The organism is Streptomyces toxytricini, from assembly GCF_014649915.1.
Lineage (GTDB): Bacteria > Actinomycetota > Actinomycetes > Streptomycetales > Streptomycetaceae > Streptomyces > Streptomyces toxytricini.
In genome coordinates, this window is the sequence record NZ_BMTY01000003.1 from 49,456 (window position 1) to 67,950 (window position 18,495).

General features: G+C 74.1%; 18 protein-coding genes and 1 tRNA gene. 14 read left to right on the plus strand and 5 right to left on the minus strand.

Annotation, left to right across the window (positions count from 1 at the left end):
* Window positions 1-152: 152 nt before the first annotated feature.
* From IE170_RS04245 to IE170_RS04255, 3 genes are all read right to left on the minus strand, one after another.
* Window positions 153-812, minus strand: coding sequence for a response regulator transcription factor (locus IE170_RS04245; protein WP_308428366.1), 660 nt, complete (start codon window positions 810-812; stop codon window positions 153-155).
* Between the two features lie 192 nt (window positions 813-1,004).
* Window positions 1,005-2,411 carry a sensor histidine kinase gene (locus IE170_RS04250; RefSeq protein WP_189808207.1) on the minus strand — a complete coding sequence of 469 codons (1,407 nt, stop codon included), beginning with the start codon at window positions 2,409-2,411 and terminating at the stop codon, window positions 1,005-1,007.
* A gap of 121 nt (window positions 2,412-2,532) precedes the next feature.
* Window positions 2,533-3,702 carry a sensor histidine kinase gene (locus tag IE170_RS04255; RefSeq protein WP_189807964.1) on the minus strand — a complete coding sequence of 390 codons (1,170 nt, stop codon included), beginning with the start codon at window positions 3,700-3,702 and terminating at the stop codon, window positions 2,533-2,535.
* 148 nt (window positions 3,703-3,850) lie between these two features.
* On the opposite strand from IE170_RS04255, the gene IE170_RS04260 reads away from it, so the two are divergent.
* From IE170_RS04260 to IE170_RS04320, 13 genes are all read left to right on the plus strand, one after another.
* Window positions 3,851-4,258 carry an NADH-quinone oxidoreductase subunit A gene (locus IE170_RS04260; protein WP_189807965.1) on the plus strand — a complete coding sequence of 136 codons (408 nt, stop codon included), beginning with the start codon at window positions 3,851-3,853 and terminating at the stop codon, window positions 4,256-4,258.
* A complete protein-coding gene (locus tag IE170_RS04265; protein WP_189807966.1) occupies window positions 4,249-4,836 on the plus strand; it encodes an NADH-quinone oxidoreductase subunit B in 588 nt (195 codons plus the stop codon). The genes IE170_RS04260 and IE170_RS04265 overlap by 10 nt, the downstream gene beginning before the upstream one ends.
* Complete coding sequence (locus tag IE170_RS04270; RefSeq protein WP_189807967.1) at window positions 4,833-6,005, plus strand: NADH-quinone oxidoreductase subunit C; 1,173 nt, start codon at window positions 4,833-4,835, stop codon at window positions 6,003-6,005. The genes IE170_RS04265 and IE170_RS04270 overlap by 4 nt, the downstream gene beginning before the upstream one ends.
* Window positions 6,002-6,961: a complex I subunit 1/NuoH family protein gene (locus IE170_RS04275; RefSeq protein ID WP_189807968.1), complete on the plus strand. Its 960-nt coding sequence runs from the start codon at window positions 6,002-6,004 to the stop codon at window positions 6,959-6,961. Before IE170_RS04270 ends, IE170_RS04275 begins: the two co-directional genes overlap by 4 nt.
* A complete protein-coding gene (locus IE170_RS04280) occupies window positions 6,961-7,578 on the plus strand; it encodes a NuoI/complex I 23 kDa subunit family protein (RefSeq protein ID WP_223856165.1) in 618 nt (205 codons plus the stop codon). Before IE170_RS04275 ends, IE170_RS04280 begins: the two co-directional genes overlap by 1 nt.
* Entirely contained in the window at window positions 7,575-8,189 is a 615-nt protein-coding gene (locus tag IE170_RS04285; protein ID WP_189807969.1) for an NADH-quinone oxidoreductase subunit J family protein, read from the plus strand. Before IE170_RS04280 ends, IE170_RS04285 begins: the two co-directional genes overlap by 4 nt.
* Complete coding sequence (gene nuoK, locus IE170_RS04290) at window positions 8,189-8,551, plus strand: NADH-quinone oxidoreductase subunit NuoK (protein WP_189807970.1); 363 nt, start codon at window positions 8,189-8,191, stop codon at window positions 8,549-8,551. The genes IE170_RS04285 and nuoK overlap by 1 nt, the downstream gene beginning before the upstream one ends.
* Window positions 8,548-10,554 (plus strand): NADH-quinone oxidoreductase subunit 5 family protein, encoded by a 2,007-nt coding sequence (locus IE170_RS04295; protein WP_189807971.1) that lies wholly within the window; start codon window positions 8,548-8,550, stop codon window positions 10,552-10,554. The genes nuoK and IE170_RS04295 overlap by 4 nt, the downstream gene beginning before the upstream one ends.
* Window positions 10,555-10,568: 14 nt before the next feature.
* The gene (locus tag IE170_RS04300; protein WP_189807972.1) at window positions 10,569-12,155 is read left to right on the plus strand and encodes a complex I subunit 4 family protein; all 1,587 of its coding nucleotides are present in this window, start codon (window positions 10,569-10,571) and stop codon (window positions 12,153-12,155) included.
* Window positions 12,152-13,735, plus strand: a complete 1,584-nt coding sequence (locus IE170_RS04305) for an NADH-quinone oxidoreductase subunit N (protein WP_189807973.1) — start codon at window positions 12,152-12,154, stop codon at window positions 13,733-13,735. Before IE170_RS04300 ends, IE170_RS04305 begins: the two co-directional genes overlap by 4 nt.
* 248 nt (window positions 13,736-13,983) lie before the next feature.
* Complete coding sequence (htpX, locus tag IE170_RS04310) at window positions 13,984-14,847, plus strand: zinc metalloprotease HtpX (RefSeq protein ID WP_189807974.1); 864 nt, start codon at window positions 13,984-13,986, stop codon at window positions 14,845-14,847.
* Window positions 14,844-15,236 carry a YccF domain-containing protein gene (locus tag IE170_RS04315; protein ID WP_189807975.1) on the plus strand — a complete coding sequence of 131 codons (393 nt, stop codon included), beginning with the start codon at window positions 14,844-14,846 and terminating at the stop codon, window positions 15,234-15,236. Before htpX ends, IE170_RS04315 begins: the two co-directional genes overlap by 4 nt.
* Window positions 15,237-15,288: 52 nt before the next feature.
* Complete coding sequence (locus IE170_RS04320) at window positions 15,289-16,290, plus strand: glycosyltransferase family 2 protein (protein ID WP_268255637.1); 1,002 nt, start codon at window positions 15,289-15,291, stop codon at window positions 16,288-16,290.
* Window positions 16,291-16,315: 25 nt separating this feature from the next.
* Here the strand turns inward: IE170_RS04320 and IE170_RS04325 are convergent, their stop codons facing one another.
* Window positions 16,316-17,575 (minus strand): APC family permease, encoded by a 1,260-nt coding sequence (locus IE170_RS04325; RefSeq protein WP_189807976.1) that lies wholly within the window; start codon window positions 17,573-17,575, stop codon window positions 16,316-16,318.
* A gap of 120 nt (window positions 17,576-17,695) precedes the next feature.
* Window positions 17,696-18,184: a YajQ family cyclic di-GMP-binding protein gene (locus tag IE170_RS04330; protein ID WP_114053705.1), complete on the minus strand. Its 489-nt coding sequence runs from the start codon at window positions 18,182-18,184 to the stop codon at window positions 17,696-17,698.
* 202 nt (window positions 18,185-18,386) lie between these two features.
* Between IE170_RS04330 and IE170_RS04335 the strand changes: the two genes are divergently transcribed.
* Window positions 18,387-18,468: transfer RNA gene (locus IE170_RS04335), tRNA-Tyr, on the plus strand.
* The last annotated feature ends 27 nt before the right edge of the window (window positions 18,469-18,495 follow it).

The window sequence follows — 18,495 nt, forward strand, 5'->3', positions numbered from 1 at the left end:
GACGTTCATACTCCGGATCGCCGCACAAGGCGGCCTCCGGTCAGAATTCCGCGAGATTCCGCGGCAAACCCGGGGATTCACCCATTCCGATTTTTTCGGCGGCGTTCAGGAAAAGGTGTGAATCCCCGGGGAGGCGCCGGGCCCGGAGGCGGTCAGGAGCGCAGGTAGGCCAGGACCGCCAGGACGCGCCGGTGGTCGCCCTCGCTGGGGGACAGGCCCAGCTTCATGAAGATGTTGCCGACGTGCTTCTCGACGGCGCCGTCGCTGACGACGAGCTGCTTGGCCACCGCCGAGTTCGTCCGGCCCTCCGCCATCAGCCCCAGCACCTCCCGCTCGCGCGGGGTCAGCCCCGCCAGCACGTCCTGCTTGCGGCTGCGCCCCAGCAGCTGGGCGACGACCTCCGGGTCCAGCGCGGTGCCGCCGCGGGCGACGCGGACCACCGCGTCCAGGAACTCGCGGACGTCGGCCACCCGGTCCTTGAGGAGGTAGCCCACGCCGGTGCTGGAACCGGCCAGGAGCTCGGTGGCGTACTGCTCCTCCACGTACTGCGACAGCACGAGCACCCCGACGCCGGGGTGGGTGCGGCGCAGCCGTACGGCCGCCCGGACCCCCTCGTCGGTGTGCGTCGGGGGCATCCGCACGTCGGCCACGACCACGTCGGGCAGCGCGCCCTCGGCCGCCAGCTCGTCCACCGTCTTGAGCAGGGCCTCCGCGTCCCCGACGCCCGCGACGACGTCGTGCCCCCGGTCGGTCAGCAGCCGCGTCAGCCCCTCCCTCAGCAGCACCGAGTCCTCGGCGATGACCACCCGCACCCTGTCTTCCACGATTCCGCAGCTCCCGCGTCCACTCGTCCGTTGTGCCGACGCGGCCAAGCATTCCAGGCCGGGGGCGCGCACGGGGGCGCACTGGGGGCGCGTTCGGGAGGGGCAGTCAGCGGAGTCGGGGATTCCGGTGGGGCGGGCGGTGCCGGGGCGGTGCCGCCGCGGACGGCGGCCGCCGCCCGGTCAGCGGGAGCGCCAGGGCAGCTCGGCGGTGACGGTGGTGGGGCCGCCGTCGGGCGAGTCCACGACGAGCACGCCGTCCACCGCGCCCAGCCGCTCGGCGAGCCCCGCGAGCCCCGTACCGCCGGAGCCCGGGCGGGCCCCGCCGCGCCCGTCGTCGGCGACGCGGACCAGCAGCCGCGGCCCCGACTTCCAGACGTCCACGTGGGCGGCGGTGGCGCCCGCGTGGTCGCTGACGTTCCGGAGGAGCTCGCACACGGTGAAGTAGGCGATGCCCTCGATGGCGGGGGCGGGCCGCTCCGGCAGGTCGACGGCGACGGCGACGGGCACGGCGCAGCGCGAGGCCACCGAGGAGAGGGCGGCGTCCAGGCCGCGGTCGGTGAGGACCGCCGGGTGGATGCCGCGCGCCAGGTCCCGCAGCTCCTTGAGGGCGAGCTTCACCTCGCCGTGCGCCTCGCCGACCAGGCGGGCGGCGGCCTCCGGGTCCTCGGCCGCCTTCTCCTTCGCCAGGCCCAGCCCCATCGCCAGCGCCGAGAGCCGGGCCTGCGCCCCGTCGTGCAGCTCCCGCTCGATGCGCCGCAGGTCCGCGGCCGCCGTGTCCACGACCACGCCCCGGTCCGACTCCAGCTCGCAGACCCGGTGCGCGAGGAGGGACGGCCCGAGCAGCCCGCGGACGAGCAGCAGGTCCACCGCGGCCAGGCCCCGTACGACCCACGGCGCGGCCAGCACCAGCACCAGGCCGGCGAAGCCGGCCAGCGCGACCTCCGCCGGCGAGTCCAGGTGGAGGGTGCGGTCGCCGTCCTGGAACAGCTGGAGGCCGGGCTGGTCCGTGAACACCGGGAACACCCAGAACCACAGCGGGTACAGCAGCAGCGACCACGCGGTCGTCCACAGCGTCAGGGCGGTGCAGAACGCGAACACGGCCCAGGGGAACCACACCACCGCGTACACGGCGTGCCGCCAGGCGCTCCCGCTCTTCAGCAGCGCGGCCACCGCGCCGAGCACGCCGCGCCGGCCGCCGGCTCCCGCGCCGGGCCGGCCCGTCAGCAGGGGCTCCGGGTCGGCGACCTCGGCCCCCAGCATGACGCGCGCCCGGGCCCGCTCCAGCCACCCGAACCCGCGGCACATCAGCAGCACCCCGGCCAGCACCGGGATCCCCACGAACGTCACCAGCAGCCCGGCGGCCAGGCTCAGCCCCGTGATCGCGGCGGAGAAGTAGGCGACGGCCAGCGGCAGCGACAGCAGCACGTACGCGAACTCCCGCCACGCCCGCGCCGACACCGGGGCCAGCAGCACACCGCCGAACCCCCGGCCGGCCCGGCCGGTCCCGCCTTCCCGTCCGGCCCCCTCGGGCCTGCCCGTCCAGCCCGCCCCGCCTGCCCTGCCGGCCACCGCGCCGCCGCCGTCCATGTCCCGTCCGCCTTCCCGTCGAGTCCGCTTCATCCGCCCCTTCACCCTGCCCGCCGGGGCCTCGGCCGGGCCATGAGGTGCGTCGGCCTCCCCGGCCGGGGGTTAACCCCACCCCGCGGGGTCAGCCGCGCGCCCGCCACGGCAGCTCGGCCGTCACGACCGTCCCCCGGCCCGGCGGGGAGTCCACGGCGAACACCCCGTCGACCGCCTCCAGCCGCTCCGCGAGCCCCGCCATGCCGGTGCCCCCGGAGGGCGACGCCCCGCCGCGCCCGTCGTCGGCGACGCGTATCAGCAGCCGCGGCCCCGACTTCCACACCTCGACGCGGGCCGAGGAGGCCTGCGCGTGCTTGCTGACGTTCTGAAGGAGCTCCGAGACGGTGAAGTAGGCGATGCCCTCGACGGCGGGGGCGGGCCGCTCCGGCAGGTCGACGGCGACGGCGACGGGCACCGTGCAGCGCGAGGCCACCGAGGACAGGGCGGCGTCCAGGCCGCGGTCCGTCAGCACCGCCGGGTGGATGCCGCGCGCCAGGTCCCGCAGCTCCTTCAGCGCGAGCTTCACCTCGCCGTGCGCCTCGTCCACCATGGCCGCCGCCGCCCGCGGGTCCTCCTCCAGCTTCTCCTTCGCCAGGCCCAGGCCCATCGCCAGCGCCACCAGCCGGGCCTGCGCCCCGTCGTGCAGGTCCCGCTCGATGCGCCGCAGGTCCGCGGCCGCCGTGTCCACGACCACCCCGCGGTCCGACTCCAGCTCGGCGATCCGCCGCTCGAGCTCGTCCGACGGCGACAGCAGCACCCGTACGAGAACCCGGTCCACGTTCGTCAGCGCACGCGCCACATACGGCAGCACCGGCCACAGCACGCACAGGCCGGTCAGCGCTACCGTGAAGGTGAGCACCCCCCAGGGGAGCCGTACCAGCTCGTACAGCACCGCCCGCCAGGCCACCGGGTCCGTCACCGCGGACCACAGCCAGGCCAGGAACCCGCCCGCCCGCCGCGGACCCGGCAGCGCGGACGGCTCCTCCACCCGCACACCCAGCAGCAGCCGCGCCCGCGCCCGCTCCATCCGCCCCACCACCCGGGACACGGCCAGGCCGGCCGCCAGCAGCGGAGCACCGACCACCGTCATCGACAGGCTGCCCGCCGTCGCCACCATCGTCAGGGTCCACACGAACCCGAAGAGGGAGGCCGGCAGGTTGGCCAGCAGATGGGCGATCTCCTTCCACGCCACCGCCCCCAGGGCGGGGCGCACGGCAGGCGGTCGGTCGTCGTCGGTGGCGGCGAGGAGTGCGGTCATGCCGCACAGCCTGCCAAGACACCCGCGGCCGGTGCCATGGGGGAGCCGGGCCGCGGTGAACGGGGGATAACCCCACCCCGCTCGGGGCAGGCCCTAGACTCCCGTCCGTACCAGATCGTCGACAGTGGCCAAGGAGCGAGGAACGGACGTGCCCGAACCAACGGTGTCGACCGTGACCGTGCTCGCCGCGGACTACTTCCGGAGTTATTCGGTCGTCGGCCTGCTGGCGGTCCTCGGCGTGCTCTTCGTGGCCGTCGCCTTCGGCGCGGGCCGCCTGCTGCGCCCCGTCGTCCCGACCCCCGAGAAGCTGCTGACGTACGAGTGCGGCGTCGACCCCGTCGGCGAGGGCTGGGCACACACCCAGGTCCGCTACTACGTCTACGCGTTCCTCTACGTCATCTTCGCCGTCGACTCGATCTTCCTCTTCCCGTGGGCGACGGTGTTCGCCGCCGCCGGCTACGGCGCCACGACGCTCGTGGAGATGTTCGTCTTCCTGGGCTTCCTCGCCGTCGGCCTGCTCTACGCGTACAAGAAGGGCGTCCTCGAATGGACGTGACACCCGAGCCCCGGATGCTGCCGGAGCCCCGGCGCCTCGGGGTCCTCTCCCGGCTGGCCCCCGAGCCCATGAAGGTGGTCCTGAACTGGGGCCGCCGCTACAGCCTGTGGGTCTTCAACTTCGGCCTCGCCTGCTGCGCGATCGAGTTCATCGCCGCGTCGATGGCCCGCCACGACTTCATCCGGCTCGGCGTCATCCCCTTCGCGCCGGGCCCCCGCCAGGCCGACCTGATGATCGTCTCGGGCACGGTGACCGACAAGATGGCCCCCGCCGTCAAGCGGCTCTACGAGCAGATGCCCGAGCCGAAGTACGTCATCTCCTTCGGCGCCTGCTCCAACTGCGGCGGGCCGTACTGGGACTCCTACTCCGTCACCAAGGGCGTCGACCAGATCATCCCCGTCGACGTCTACGTCCCCGGCTGCCCGCCCCGCCCGGAAGCACTGCTCCAGGGCATCCTCAAGCTCCAGGAGAAGATCGCCCGCGAGTCGCTCGCCGAGCGGTACGCGCAGGCGCCGTCGGTGCCGCAGCTCACCAGCGGGCTGGTCACGCCCCCGCCCGCCCCGGGAGGCGGCGCATGAACCCGTACGACGCGCTGCCCGACGCCGCGGCCACCGTCTTCGGCGCCGAAGCCGTCGCCGAGACCTCGTACGGCGTCCTCACCGTCGACGTCCCCGCCGGCAGCTGGATCTCCGCGCTGGAGACCGCCCGCGACAAGCTGGGCTGCACCTACTTCGACTGGCTGAGCGCCGTCGACGAGCCGGGCACCGGATTCCGGATCTGCGCGCACGTCGTCGCGCTGGAGAACCGGCGCGTACGCCGCCTGCTGCTGCGCACCACCGTCCCGCACGCGGCGGCCTCGCTGCCGTCCGCCGTCGCCGTGTACGCGGGCGCCGGCTGGCACGAGCGCGAGACGCACGAGATGTTCGGCGTCGTCTTCACCGACCACCCCGACCTGGCGCCGCTGCTCCTGCCGGAGAACTTCGAGGGCCACCCGCTGCGCAAGGACTTCGTGCTCGCGGCGCGCGTCGCGAAGGCCTGGCCGGGCGCCAAGGAGCCGGGCGAGGGCGCCGAGGCCGACGGGCCCAAGCGGCGGCAGATGCTGCCGCCGGGCGTCCCCGACCCCAACGACTGGGGCCCCCTCAAGGGCCAGCTCCCGCCCGCCCCCGCCCGCCCGGCGCGCACCGCGCGCGCCGCGGGCGCGCCCGCCCGCACCCCGCGCGAGGGCGCACCGGTCCGCCGCACCCGCACGGCAGCCGAGGGCTCGGCGGGCCAGGCAGCCGCGGCCGCCACTCCGGCTCCGGCGGAGGGTGCGCAGGCTCCGGTGCGTCCGGCGCGGCGTACGCGGTCGGCGTCGGAGGGCTCGGCGAGCCAGGCGGCCGCCACTCCGGCTCCGGCGGAGGGTGCGCAGGCTCCGGTGCGTCCGGCGCGGCGTACCCGGTCGGCGTCGGAGGGCTCGGCGAGCCAGGCGGCGGGCGCGACCCCGCCCCGCGAGGGTGAGGCTCCGGCAGCCGCAGGGGAGGAGCGGCCCGCCCCCAAGGCCCCCGCCCGGCGCAGCTCGGACGCCCCCTGGCACGACCCCAAGCCCGCCTTCGACGAAGCCGAGCCCCCGGCCGCCCCGGAACGCAAACCCGGCCCCGCCCCGGCCGCCGGCCCCCGGAGCGGCAGCGACGGCGCCGGCGACACCGGCCCGGGCCCCGCCGGCACCACCACCCCCGACCCGACACCCGACAACGGAGGCGACGCGTGAACGACGCACTCGACGTCGCCCTGCGGCTGCTGGTCGTCTTCGCCGTCTTCCTCGTGCTCCCGCTCATCGTCGGGCAGACCGAGCACAAGGTGATGGCGCACATGCAGGGCCGCCTCGGCCCCATGTACGCGGGCGGCTTCCACGGCTGGGCCCAGCTCGTCGCCGACGGCGTGAAGTTCGCGCAGAAGGAGGACGTGGTCCCGGCCGGCGCCGACCGCCGCATCTTCCAACTGGCCCCCGCCGTCGCCCTGCTCCCCTACCTCCTCGTCCTCATCGCCATCCCCCTCGGCCCCGGCGAGGGCGCCGTCGGGCAGGTCATCGACGCCGGCGTGTTCTTCGTCCTCGCCGTCATGGGCGTCGGCGTCCTCGGCAGCCTCATGGCCGGCTGGGCCTCCGCGAACAAGTTCTCCCTCCTCGGCGGCCTGCGCACCGCCGCCCAGCTCCTCGCCTACGAGCTGCCCATGCTGCTCACCGCCGCCTCCGTCGCCATGGCCGCCGGGACCGTGTCCCTGCCCGGCATCGTCGACGCCTTCGAGTGGTGGTGGCTGCCGTGGCAGATCGTGGGCGCGCTCGTCTTCTTCACCGCGGGACTCGCAGAGCTCCAGCGGCCCCCCTTCGACATGCCCGTCGCCGACTCCGAGATCATCTTCGGCGCGTACACCGAGTACACCGGCCTCCGCTTCGCCCTGTTCCTCCTCGCCGAGTACGCCGGCATCGTCGTCCTCTGCGCCCTGACCACCGTCCTCTTCCTCGGCGGCTGGCACGGGCCCGTCGCCGACGGCTGGGTGTGGACCCTCCTCAAGACCGCCGTCCTCGCCTTCGTCGTGATCTGGCTCCGCGTGAGCTACCCGCGCCTGCGCGAGGACCAGCTGCAGAAGCTCGCCTGGACCCTCCTCATCCCGCTCGCGCTCGCCCAGATCGCGCTCACCGGCATCGTGAAGGTGGCGATGAACTGATGCCCATCCCCGGATCCGGCCTGGCCAAGGGCCTCGCCGTCACCCTGCGCACGATGACGAAGCGCTCGCACACCGCCCAGTACCCCGAGGTGCAGCCCGAGCTCCCGCCCCGCACCCGCGGGGTCATCGGCCTGTTCGAGGAGAACTGCACGGTCTGCATGCTGTGCGCGCGCGAGTGCCCCGACTGGTGCATCTACATCGACTCCCACAAGGAGACGGTGCCCGCCGCCACCCCCGGCGGCCGCGAGCGCAGCCGCAACGTCCTCGACCGCTTCGCCATCGACTTCTCCCTCTGCATGTACTGCGGCATCTGCATCGAGGTCTGCCCCTTCGACGCCCTCTTCTGGTCGCCGGAGTTCGAGTACGCGGAGACGGACATCCTCGACCTCACCCACGAGCGCGACAAGCTCCGCCAGTGGATGTGGACGGTGCCCGCCCCGCCCGCCCTCGACCCCGCCGCGGAGGAGCCCAAGGAGCTCGCCGCGGCGCGCAAGGCGGCGGACAAGGCCGAAGCCGCTGCCGCAGCGGCGGCCGCCGCAGCCGAGCAGGCCGCCGGAGGTCCCGCCTCCGGCGGCACCGCCCCCGGCACCGGCACCCCCGGGGAGGCGGACGCGTGACCCCCGCATCCACGGCCCTCGCCACCGCGGCGGCGGGCGCCGCCGAGCGCGGCTTCCTCTCCCCGACCGGCGTCGAGATCGCCTTCGTCCTCGTCGGCCTCGCCACCCTCGGCGCGGCCGTCGTCACCGTCACCACCCGCCAACTCGTCCACGCCGCCCTGTGGCTGGTCGTGGCGCTCGGCGGGATCGCCGTCGAGTACCTGCTGCTCACCGCCGAGTTCATCGCCTGGGTCCAGGTCCTCATCTACCTCGGCTCCGTCATCGTCCTCCTCCTCTTCGGCCTCATGCTCACCAAGGCCCCCATCGGTCGCTCCCCGGACGCCGACTCCGGCAACCGGTGGGTCGCCCTCGGCGTGGCCGCGGTCGCCGCCTCCGCTCTCGTCTGGGTGGTCGTGGACGCCTTCCGCACCACCTGGATCGACCTCGACGGCCCCGTCCAGGGCTCCACCCAGGTCACCGGCGAAGTCCTCTTCCGGCACTGGGTGCTGCCGTTCGAGGCCCTGTCCGTCCTCCTCCTCGCCGCCCTCATCGGCGCCATCGTGCTCTCCCGCAAGGACACGGCGGACACCGCCGCCGCACCCGCCGACGCCACCGACCAGGGGGAGCGCTGATGCACCTCGCCTACCCCGCCGTGCTCGCGGCGCTCCTCTTCTGCACCGGCCTCTACGGGGTCCTGGCCCGCCGCAACGCCATCCTGGTGCTGATGTCCGTCGAGCTGATGCTCAACGCCGTCAACCTCAACCTGGTGGCCTTCGACGTCTGGCTGCGCGACACCCTCCACGCCGGCCAGGCCCTCACCCTCTTCACCATCGCCATCGCCGCCGCCGAGATCGGCATCGGCCTCGCGATCGTGCTGATGGTCTACCGCAACCGGGGCACCTCGGACGTCGACCGGCTGCGCGACACCGCCGAATCCCGCGAACCCGACACGACCGGCACGACCGGCACCGCCCGGCCGGAGGTCGCCGCGTGAGCACCACCACCCTCGCCGTCCTCGTCCCGCTCCTCCCCTTCCTCGGCGCCGTCGCCGGCCTCCTCCTCGGCCGCACCGCCCCCGGCTTCGTCCGCCCCCTCGCCGTCCTCCCCGCCCTGGCCGCAGCCGTCCTCGCCGTGCTCGTCGCCGTCCGCCAGGGCGGCGGCCCCGCCCTCGACGCCGCCACCGAGCTCACCCCGACCGGCTCCGTCCCGATCGAGCTGTCCCTGCACCTCGACGGCTTCGCCGCGCTGACCGCCGTCCTCGTCGCCACCGTCTCCACCTGCGTCCAGCTGTACTCGACGGCCTACCTGCGCGAGGACCCCCGCTACCCCTCGTACGCGGCGCTCGTCTCCCTGTTCACCTCCGCCATGCTCCTCGTCGTCTACTCCGGCGACCTGATGGTGCTGCTGGTCGGCTGGGAGGTCATGGGCATCTGCTCCTACTTCCTCGTCGGCCACTACTGGGAGACCGAAGCGGCCCGCTCCGCCTCCCTCAAGGCCTTCCTCGTCACCAAGCTCGGCGACGTCCCCTTCCTGATCGGCCTGTTCGCGCTCGCCGCCGACACCGGCTCCTTCCAGATCACCGACATCCTCGGCTCCGTCGCCGCGGGCGGGCTCGACCACCCGACCGTGATCGCCCTGCTGCTCCTCGCCGGCGTCGCCGGCAAGTCCGCGCAGTTCCCCCTGCACACCTGGCTCCCCGACGCCATGGCCGGCCCCACCCCCGTCTCCGCGCTGATCCACGCGGCGACGATGGTCGCCGCCGGCGTCTACTTCATCGCCCGCCTCCTCCCCGTCTTCACGGCCTCGCGGGCCGCGCTCCTCGTCATGGCCGCCATGGCCGCCGTCACCATGGCCGGCTCCGCCCTGGCCGCCCTCGCCCAGGACGACATCAAGCGGGTCCTCGCCTACTCCACCGTGGGCCAGCTCGGCTACATGACCGGCGCGCTCGCCGTCGGCGACCGCGGCGCCGCCGTCTTCCACCTCCTGTCCCACGGCGCCTTCAAGGCCCTCCTCTTCCTCGGCGCCGGCGTGATCATCCACGCCGCCGGCACCAACTCCCTCGCCGCCATGGCCCGCATGGACGGCCTCGCCCGACGGGTCCCCGACGCCTTCTGGACCATGACGATCGGCCTGCTCGCGCTCGCCGCGATCCCGCCCTTCGCCGGCTTCTTCTCCAAGGAAGCCGTCCTCGTCGCCGCCGAGAACGCCGCCGCAGGCCACACCGAGGCCGTCCCCGCCGCCGCCGGCTGGCTCGTCCTCGCCTCCGGCGTGCTCACCGCCCTCCTCACCGCCGCCTACGCGACCCGCCTGTGGCTCATGGCCTTCCGCGGCCGCGGCGCCGCCGCCCCCGACCACGGCAGGCAGCCCCTCGCCATGACCGGCGTCCTGTGGCTGCTCGCCCTCCCCTCCCTCGCCTTCGGACTCGCCGCCGTCCCCCTCGCCGACTGGTTCGACGGCGGACAGCTCACCCCGACCGCGGCCACCACCGTCCTCGGCACCGGCGCCGCCGCCGTCGGCGCCCTCCTGACCTACGGCCTGTGGCAGCGCGCCGTCGCCGCCGCCGCGGCCGGCTCCTACCGCAGCGCCGAACCCGTGCCCGCCTCCGTCGCCGCCGCCGAATCCGCCGCCGAGGCCCCCGAGGTCGCCGAGGTCACCCACGACCACCCCGCCGTCCCGGCCGGCCCCGCCCCCGACCCGGGACGCGCCCTGCTCGGACCGCTCTACCGGCACGCCGCCGCCGGCTTCCACCTCGACGCCGTCTACGACCGGCTGTTCGTCCGGCCCGTCCGCGCCGCCGCCGGCCTCGTCCGCTTCCTGGACCGCGAGGTCGTCGACACGTACGTCGGCGGGGCCGGCGCCGGAACCCGGCTGCTCGGCAACCTCGTCCGCCGCGCCCAGACCGGCAACGTGCAGAGCTACCTGAGCGCCCTGTTCGCCGGCGCCGTGGTCCTGGCGATCGCCACCGCCGTCCTCGCCAACCTCAACGCCGGATCGTGAGCCGTGAGCCAGCCGTGATCGATATCAGCCCGTCCGTGATGCAGTTCCTCCTGGCGTTCGCCGTCGCCGCACCCCTCCTCGGTGCCGCGGCGGCCCTGCTGCCGCCCCCGCCCGGCCTCAAGGGCAAGAACCCCCGGCAGGCCGTGCTCCGCCACGGCGTGACCGTCACCGGCGCCGTCCTCGCCGCGGTCCTCGCCCTGGCCGCCGGCTTCGACCACGACCAGCCCTCCCGCTTCCAGGCGACCACGGACATCAGCTGGATCCCCGCGCTGAACGTGCGGATCCACCTCGGTGTCGACGGCATCTCGCTCCCCCTCCTCGTGATGACCGCGCTGCTGTTCTTCCTCTGCGCGCTCTACAGCTACTTCAAGCTCCCCGCAGGCCCCTCCGCGAAGGCCTTCACCGCACTCCTGCTGGTCCTGGAGACCGGCACCCTCGCCACCTTCGCCGTCCTCGACCTGATGCTGTTCTTCCTCGCCTTCGAGACGGTCCTCATCCCCATGTACTTCCTCATCGCCCGCTGGGGCGGCGACCGGCGGCAGGCCGCCGCCTGGAAGTTCATCCTGTACACGCTCCTCGGCTCCGTCGTGATGCTGCTCGGCCTGCTCCTCCTCGGCCTGCACGCCGGCACGTTCGACATGACCGCGCTCGCCGCCGACGGCGGCCGCGGACTGACCGCCACCACCCAGTTGCTGGCCGTCCTCGCCATCGGCGCCGGCCTGGCCGTGAAGACCCCCATGTGGCCGCTGCACAGCTGGCTGCCCGACGCCCACACCGCCGCCCCCACCGTCGGCTCGGTCCTCCTCGCCGGAGTCCTGCTGAAGATGGGCACCTACGGGTTCGTCCGCATCCTGCTGCCCGCCACCCCCGACGGCATGGAGGCCGTCGCCCCGTACCTGGGCGCCTTCGGCGCGGTCGGCATCCTCTACGGGTCCCTCGCCTGCCTGTGGCTGGCCCGCAAGGGCAACAAGGGCGACCTGAAACGGCTCATCGCGTACTCCTCCGTCGGCCACATGGGCTTCGTCCTCCTCGGCATCGCATCCATGACCCCGACCGGTGTGAACGGCGCGCTGTTCGCCAACATCGCCCACGGCCTCATCACCGGCCTTCTCTTCTTTCTTGTCGGTTCTCTCAAAGAGCGTTACAACACCGCCGACCTCGACACCCTCGCCGGCGCCACCGGAGCCGCGCTCTACGGCCGCGCCCCGCGCCTCGGCGCGCTCCTCGCCTTCGCGGCGGTCGCCTCGCTCGGCCTGCCCGGACTCGCCGGGTTCTGGGGCGAGATGCTCGCCCTGTTCGGCGCGTTCGACCCCGCCGAGGGCCTGTCCCGTCCCGCCTTCCTCACCTGGACGGCGATGGGCGCGTTCGGCACCCTCCTCACCGCCGCCTACCTGCTGGTCGTCGTACGGCGCGTCTGCATGGGCGACCCCGCCGCCCAGCCCGCCGGCGGCCCCGCCGCCCTCGCCGACGTCCGCGGCTACGAGTTCGCCGCCTGGACGCCGCTCGTCGCCCTCACCGTCCTCGCCGGCCTGTGGCCCGCGCTCCTCCTCGGCCTCACCGACCCGGCCGTCCAGAAGCTCCTCGCAGGAGGCAAAGCATGACGGCCCTGCACGCGGCCACCACCACCGGCGGCGCCGCCACGGCCGGCGCCGCCACGACCGCCGCCGAGCCCGCGGCGAGCCTCGTCCAGAGCATCGACTGGCTCGCCATCGCCCCCGTCGTCGTCCCGGCCGCCGTCGCCCTCCTCGTCCTCGTCGCCGACCTGTTCGCGACCGAGCGGACGAAGCGGCTCCTCGGCTGGCTCTCCGTCGCCGGCCTCGCCGCCGCCACGGCCCTCCTGCTGCCGCTGCGCGCCGGCGACCGCAGCACCTTCTGCCTGACCGGCGACCCCGGCGCATGCAGCTACACGGCCGACCACTTCACCCTCGCCATCCAGTTCCTGGTGCTGGCAGGCGCCCTCGTCACCGCCCTGCTGTCCGTCACCGCGGTCCGCGAGGCCCGCATGCCCGACGGCGAATACTGGTTCCTGCTGCTCTCCTCCGCGGCCGGCGCCGCCCTGCTGCCCGCCTCCCGCGACCTCGCCACCCTGATCGTCGCCCTGGAGGTCGCCTCCCTGCCCGCCTTCGCCCTCGTCGGCATGCGGCGCGGCGACCGGCTGTCCTCCGAGGCGGCCCTGAAGTTCTTCCTCTCCTCCGTCACCGCCACGGCCGTCTCCCTCTTCGGGATCAGCCTCGTCTACGCGGCCACCGGCTCCCTCCACCTGGAGCAGGTCGCCGACCGGCTGGACCGCGTACCCGCGCAGCTCGACACCCTCGCAATGGCCGGCGTCGCCCTCACCCTCGTCGGCTTCGCCTTCAAGACGGCGGCCGTCCCCTTCCACTTCTGGGTGCCGGACACCTACGTCGGCGCGCCCCTCCCGATCGCCGGGTACCTCTCCGTGATCGGCAAGGCCGTCGGCTTCACCGGCCTCATCCTCGTCACCGTCATCGCCTTCCCCGCGTACTCCGACATCTGGGGCCCGGCCCTCGCCGTCCTCGCCGCGCTCACCATGACCTTCGGCAACGCGGCCGCCGTCCGGCAGGACCCCGCCCGCGCCCACAGCGCGGTGCGGCTGCTCGCCTGGTCGTCCGTCGGCCAGGCCGGCTACCTCCTCGTGCCGATCGCCGCCGCCGCGTACTCCGGCCGCGACGAGATCGGCGCCACCGTCGCCTACGCGCTCATGTACGCCGCCGCGAACCTCGGCGCCTTCGCCGTGGCCGCGCTCGTCGCCCGCACCAGGCCGCTGCACCGCATCGCCGACTACCGCGGCCTGTACGCCGAGCGGCCCGCCGCCGCGCTCGCGCTCGCGTTCTTCCTGCTCTGCCTGGCCGGCCTGCCGCCGGGCATCATCGGACTGTTCGCAAAGGTCGCCGTCTTCGGCTCCGCGGTCGACGCGGGGCTGGGCTGGCTGGCCGTCGTGATGGCCGTCAACGTCGTCGTCGCCCTGTACTACTACCTGCGCTGGACCGCCCTGCTCTTCCGGGCCCCGGAGGGTGCCGAAGCCGGGGCGGCCGGCGTGCGCGGCCGGGCCCCGTGGCCCGTCACCGCCGCGATCGCCGCCACGGCCGTCGTCTCCGTCGTCCTCTCGGGCGTCCCGCAGGCCGTCCTCCGCTTCGCCTCGGGCACCCTCTTCCCGCACTGACCCGGCGGCCGCCCGCCGCCGCTCCCGCCCGCCGCGACCGCGCCCGCCCGGGCTCACCCGGACGGAGCAGCGCCCGCGCCGGCCGCCCGCCCCCGCCCCCGCCCGGCCGCGGGGGCGGCCGCCGCCGCGCCCCGCCCCGTACGCCGCGGGAACCACGCGCCGCCACCTCGCGTTGACCTGGAAGGGAGGGTCCACTGGACCGTGGGCCCCCCGCGAGGTCCCCCGCCGCACCACTTGGAGGGCGTACCGTGCACCGCCGGCACAACGGGCTGAAGACCGCCGCACTCCTCGGCGGGCTGTCCGCTCTCATCATCGTCATCGGAAGCCTCTTCGGCCGGGGCGGCCTGATCGTCGCCGTCCTCGTCGCCCTCGCGACGAACGCGTACGCGTACTGGAACAGCGACAAGCTGGCTCTGCGCGCGATGCGCGCCCGCCCCGTCAGCGAGTTCGAGGCCCCCGCGCTCTACCGGATCGTGCGCGAGCTCTCCACCTCCGCCCGCCAGCCCATGCCCCGGCTCTACATCTCGCCGACCGCCGCGCCGAACGCCTTCGCCACCGGCCGCAACCCGCGCAACGCGGCCGTCTGCGTCACCGACGGCATCCTGCGCATACTCGACGAGCGCGAGCTCCGCGGGGTGATCGGACACGAGCTCAGCCACGTCTACAACCGCGACATCCTGATCTCGTCCGTCGCCGGAGCGCTCGCCTCCGTGATCATGTTCCTGGTGAACTTCGCCTGGCTGATCCCCGTCGGCCGGTCCAGCGACGACGAGGGCCCCGGCCTCTTCGGCATGCTGCTGGTCATGATCCTGGGCCCGCTCGCCGCCTCCGTCATCCAGCTCGCCATCAGCCGCTCCCGCGAGTACGAGGCGGACGCCTCCGGCGCCCAGCTCACCGGCGACCCCCTCGCCCTCGCAGGCGCCCTGCGCAAGCTGGACGCCGGCACCAAGCAGCTCCCGCTGCCCCCCGAGCCCCGGCTGGAGACGGCGAGCCACATGATGATCGCCAACCCGTTCCGCCCAGGCCAGGGCCTTTCTAAGATGTTCTCCACCCACCCCCCGATGGCCGAGCGCATCGCCCGGCTCGAACAGATGGCAGGCCGCAGACAGTGAAGACCATCCTCAACGTCATCTGGCTCGTCCTCAGCGGCATCTGGCTGTTCCTGGGCTACTGCCTCGCGGGCGTGCTCCTCTGCATCACGATCATCGGCATCCCCTTCGGCATAGCCGCCTTCCGCATCGCCGTCTACGCCCTGTGGCCCTTCGGGTACACCGCGGTCGAGCGGCGCGACGCCGGCGCCGCGTCCTGCATCGGCAACGTGCTGTGGCTCGTCCTCGCCGGCTGGTGGCTGGCCCTGGGCCACATCGCGACCGGCATCCTGCTGTGCGTCACGATCATCGGCATCCCGTTCGGCATCGCGAACTTCAAGATGGTCCCGCTCTCCCTGCTCCCGCTGGGCCGCGAGATCGTCCCCACCGACGCCCCGTTCGCCTCCCGCTGAGGCGGCGCGCGGGCGGCCCGGTACCGAAGCAACCCACGGTCAGGAAGAACCAGTGTCGGCAGCGCGAACGGGCACGACCCTGTCGGTCATCGTGCCGATGTACAACGAGGAGGAGGCCCTCCCCGCCCTCGTCGCCCGGCTCCGCCCGGTCCTCGACGGCACCGGAGCCTCCTACGAGGTCCTCGCCGTCGACGACGGCAGCACCGACGGCACCGCGGACCTCCTGGAGAAGCACCGCACCGAATGGCCCGAGCTGCGGATCATCCGGCTCCGCGGCAACTCCGGCCACCAGGCCGCCCTCCGCGCCGGACTTCACCGCTCGCGCGGCGCCTACGTGGCCAGCCTCGACGCCGACCTCCAGGACCCGCCGGAGAAGGTCCCGGAGATGCTGGACCTCGCCCGCGCCGAGAACCTCGACATCGTCTACGGCGTCCGCTCCGACCGCAGCACGGACACCGGCTTCAAGCGCCGCACCGCCGGCGCCTACTACTGGCTGATGCGGCGCCTCGTCGGCAAGCAGGTGCCCGCGCAGGCCGGCGACTTCCGGCTGCTCAGCCGCGAGGCCGTCGAGGCCCTCAAGGCCCTGCCCGACCAGCAGCAGGTCTACCGGCTCCTCGTCCCCTGGCTCGGCTTCCCCAGCGGCCAGGTCACCTACCGGCGCGGCGAGCGCGTCGCGGGCGAGACCAAGTACCCGCTCAGCAAGATGATCCGCCTCGCCGTCGACGGCATCACCAACTTCTCCGCCGCCCCCCTGCGCATCGCCACCTGGCTCGGCGTGGTCAGCTTCGTCGCCTGCATCCTGCTGATCTGCGCCAGCCTCGTGGTGTTCCTGCTCGGCCGGACCGTGCCCGGCTGGACCTCGCTGTTCGTCGCGATGCTGTTCCTCGGGGGCGTCCAGCTGATCTGCGTCGGCCTGCTCGGCGAGTACATCGGCCGCATCTACACCGCCGTCCAGCGACGCCCCACGTACTTCGTCGGCTACGACTCCGCCGACGCCGGAGCCGACGCCGACCGCGCGGCGGGCGGGGAGCCGGGCCGTCCGGACCGCGGCTGACGAACCCGCAACCCCCGCCGCCGCATCACCGGCCGCGGCCGCGCCGCCGGACCCGTACGGCGTACGACAGCGCGCCCAGCGCGAGGACACCCGCACCCGCGGCCACCGAGCCCGCCGGCAGCGACACGGCCAGCGCCACGCACCCCGCCAGCCCCACCGCGGCCACGACACGCCCCCGCACCCCGGGGCCGAGCGTCCACGCCGAGGCGTTCGCGACGGCGTAGTACACCAGCACCCCGAACGACGAGAAGCCGATCGCGCCCCGCAGATCACCCGTCGCCGCGAGCACCGCCACCACCGCGCCCACCGCGAGCTCCGCCCGGTGCGGCACCCCCTGCCGCGGGTGGACGGCGGCCAGCGCCCGCGGCAGGTGGCCGTCCCGCGCCATCGCGAGCACCGTCCGCGACACCCCCAGCACCAGCGCCAGCAGCGAGCCCAGCGCAGCCAGCGCCGCCCCCGCCCGCACCGCGGGCGCCAGCCACGGCACCCCGGCCGCCCGCACCGCATCGGCCAGCGGCGCCGCCGACACCGCCAGCCCCTCCGCCCCCAGCACCCCCAGCACGGCCACCGCGACCGCCGCGTACACCGCCAGTGCGATCCCCAGCGCGAGCGGCACCGCCCGCGGGATCGTCCGCTGCGGGTCGCGCACCTCCTCGCCCAGCGTGGTGATCCGCGCGTAGCCCGCGAACGCGAAGAACAGCAGCCCGGCCGCCTGGAGCAGCCCGCCCCAGGAACCCGCCCCCGCCCACGGCCCGCCTCCCAGCCTCCCGGCGTCCGCCGCCCCCGAGGTCAGGCACGCCACCACGACCCCCGCCAGCACCGCCAGCACCGCAGCCACGATCACCCGCGCGATCCGCGCCGACTTCTGCACGCCCCCGTAGCCCGCCGCCGTCAGCGCCACCACCGCCGCGACGGCCACCGCATGCTCCCGCCCTGGCCACAGGTACGCCCCCGCGGTCAGCGCCATCGCCGCGCACGAGGCGGTCTTCCCGACGACGAACCCCCACCCGGCCAGATGCCCCCAGAACGGCCCCAGCCGCTCCCGCCCGTACACGTACGTCCCGCCCGACGCCGGATACCGGGCCGCCAGCCGGGCCGAGGAGTCCGCATTGCAGTACGCGACGACACCCGCCAGCGCGAGCGCGGCGAGCAGTGCACCGCCCGCCGGTCCCGCGGCCTTCGCCGCCGGGGCGAACGCGGCGAACACGCCGGCCCCGACCATCGCCCCCAGCCCCACCACCACGGCGTCGAACACGCCGAGCGTGCGCTTCAGTTCACCCGTCACGCCCGGGAGGGTAGCCGCCCCCGGTGAACACCCCGCAGACCGCCCGCAACACCACGCCAGAACGCCCCCCGGCCGTCCACGACGGCGGGAGGCGCCTTCCGGTCCGGGCGGCCACCCGGCTCAGCGGTAGTTCACGAACTGGATCGCGAAGTCCAGGTCCTTGCCCTTGAGCAGCGCCTGGACGGCCTGCAGGTCGTCGCGGCTCTTGGAGCTGACGCGCAGCTCGTCGCCCTGCACCTGCGCCTTGACGCCCTTCGGGCCCTCGTCGCGGATCATCTTCGCCACCTTCTTGGCGTTCTCCTGGGAGATGCCCTCCTGGATGGAAGCGAAGATCTTGTACTCCTTGCCGGACAGCTGCGGCTCACCGGCGTCGAGCGCCTTCAGCGAGATGCCGCGCTTGACCAGCTTGGTCTCGAACACGTCCAGGACGGCCTTCACGCGGTCCTCGGAGTTCGCCTCCATCAGGATCTTCTCGCCGGACCAGGCGATGCTCGCGCCGGTGCCCTTGAAGTCGTAGCGCTGCGAGAGTTCCTTGGCGGCCTGGTTGAGGGCGTTGTCGACCTCCTGCCGCTCGACCTTCGAGACGATGTCGAAACTGGAGTCGGCCATGTGCTGTGGCTCCTTGAAGTCGGCTGTCGGTGCCCCGGGGGGCCGCGGCCGGCCATGCCCGGCCCGCTCCGCAAAGCCTAGCCACCGCGCATGGCGCAAGCGCTGATCAATCCGGTGGCGGAGCACCCCGGAGCATCGGGTATTGTTTACGTCGTTGCCAGGGAGCACCGCCGCAAAGCGGTCTCGGAAGGCGACATCCCATGGCGGTGTGCCCGAGTGGCCAATGGGAGCGGACTGTAAATCCGTCGGCTTAGCCTACCCAGGTTCGAATCCTGGCGCCGCCACACTGGAGGAACGGCCCCTGATCTGCG

Coding starts and splice junctions, on each gene's coding strand:
- IE170_RS04330 (WP_114053705.1), bottom strand. CDS start 18,184: ATGGCCGACTCCAGTTTCGACATCGTCTCGAAGGTCGAGCGGCAGGAG.
- IE170_RS04305 (WP_189807973.1), top strand. CDS start 12,152: ATGACGGCCCTGCACGCGGCCACCACCACCGGCGGCGCCGCCACGGCC.
- IE170_RS04255 (WP_189807964.1), bottom strand. CDS start 3,702: ATGACCGCACTCCTCGCCGCCACCGACGACGACCGACCGCCTGCCGTG.
- nuoK (WP_189807970.1), top strand. CDS start 8,189: ATGCACCTCGCCTACCCCGCCGTGCTCGCGGCGCTCCTCTTCTGCACC.
- IE170_RS04280 (WP_223856165.1), top strand. CDS start 6,961: ATGCCCATCCCCGGATCCGGCCTGGCCAAGGGCCTCGCCGTCACCCTG.
- IE170_RS04265 (WP_189807966.1), top strand. CDS start 4,249: ATGGACGTGACACCCGAGCCCCGGATGCTGCCGGAGCCCCGGCGCCTC.
- IE170_RS04270 (WP_189807967.1), top strand. CDS start 4,833: ATGAACCCGTACGACGCGCTGCCCGACGCCGCGGCCACCGTCTTCGGC.
- IE170_RS04250 (WP_189808207.1), bottom strand. CDS start 2,411: ATGGACGGCGGCGGCGCGGTGGCCGGCAGGGCAGGCGGGGCGGGCTGG.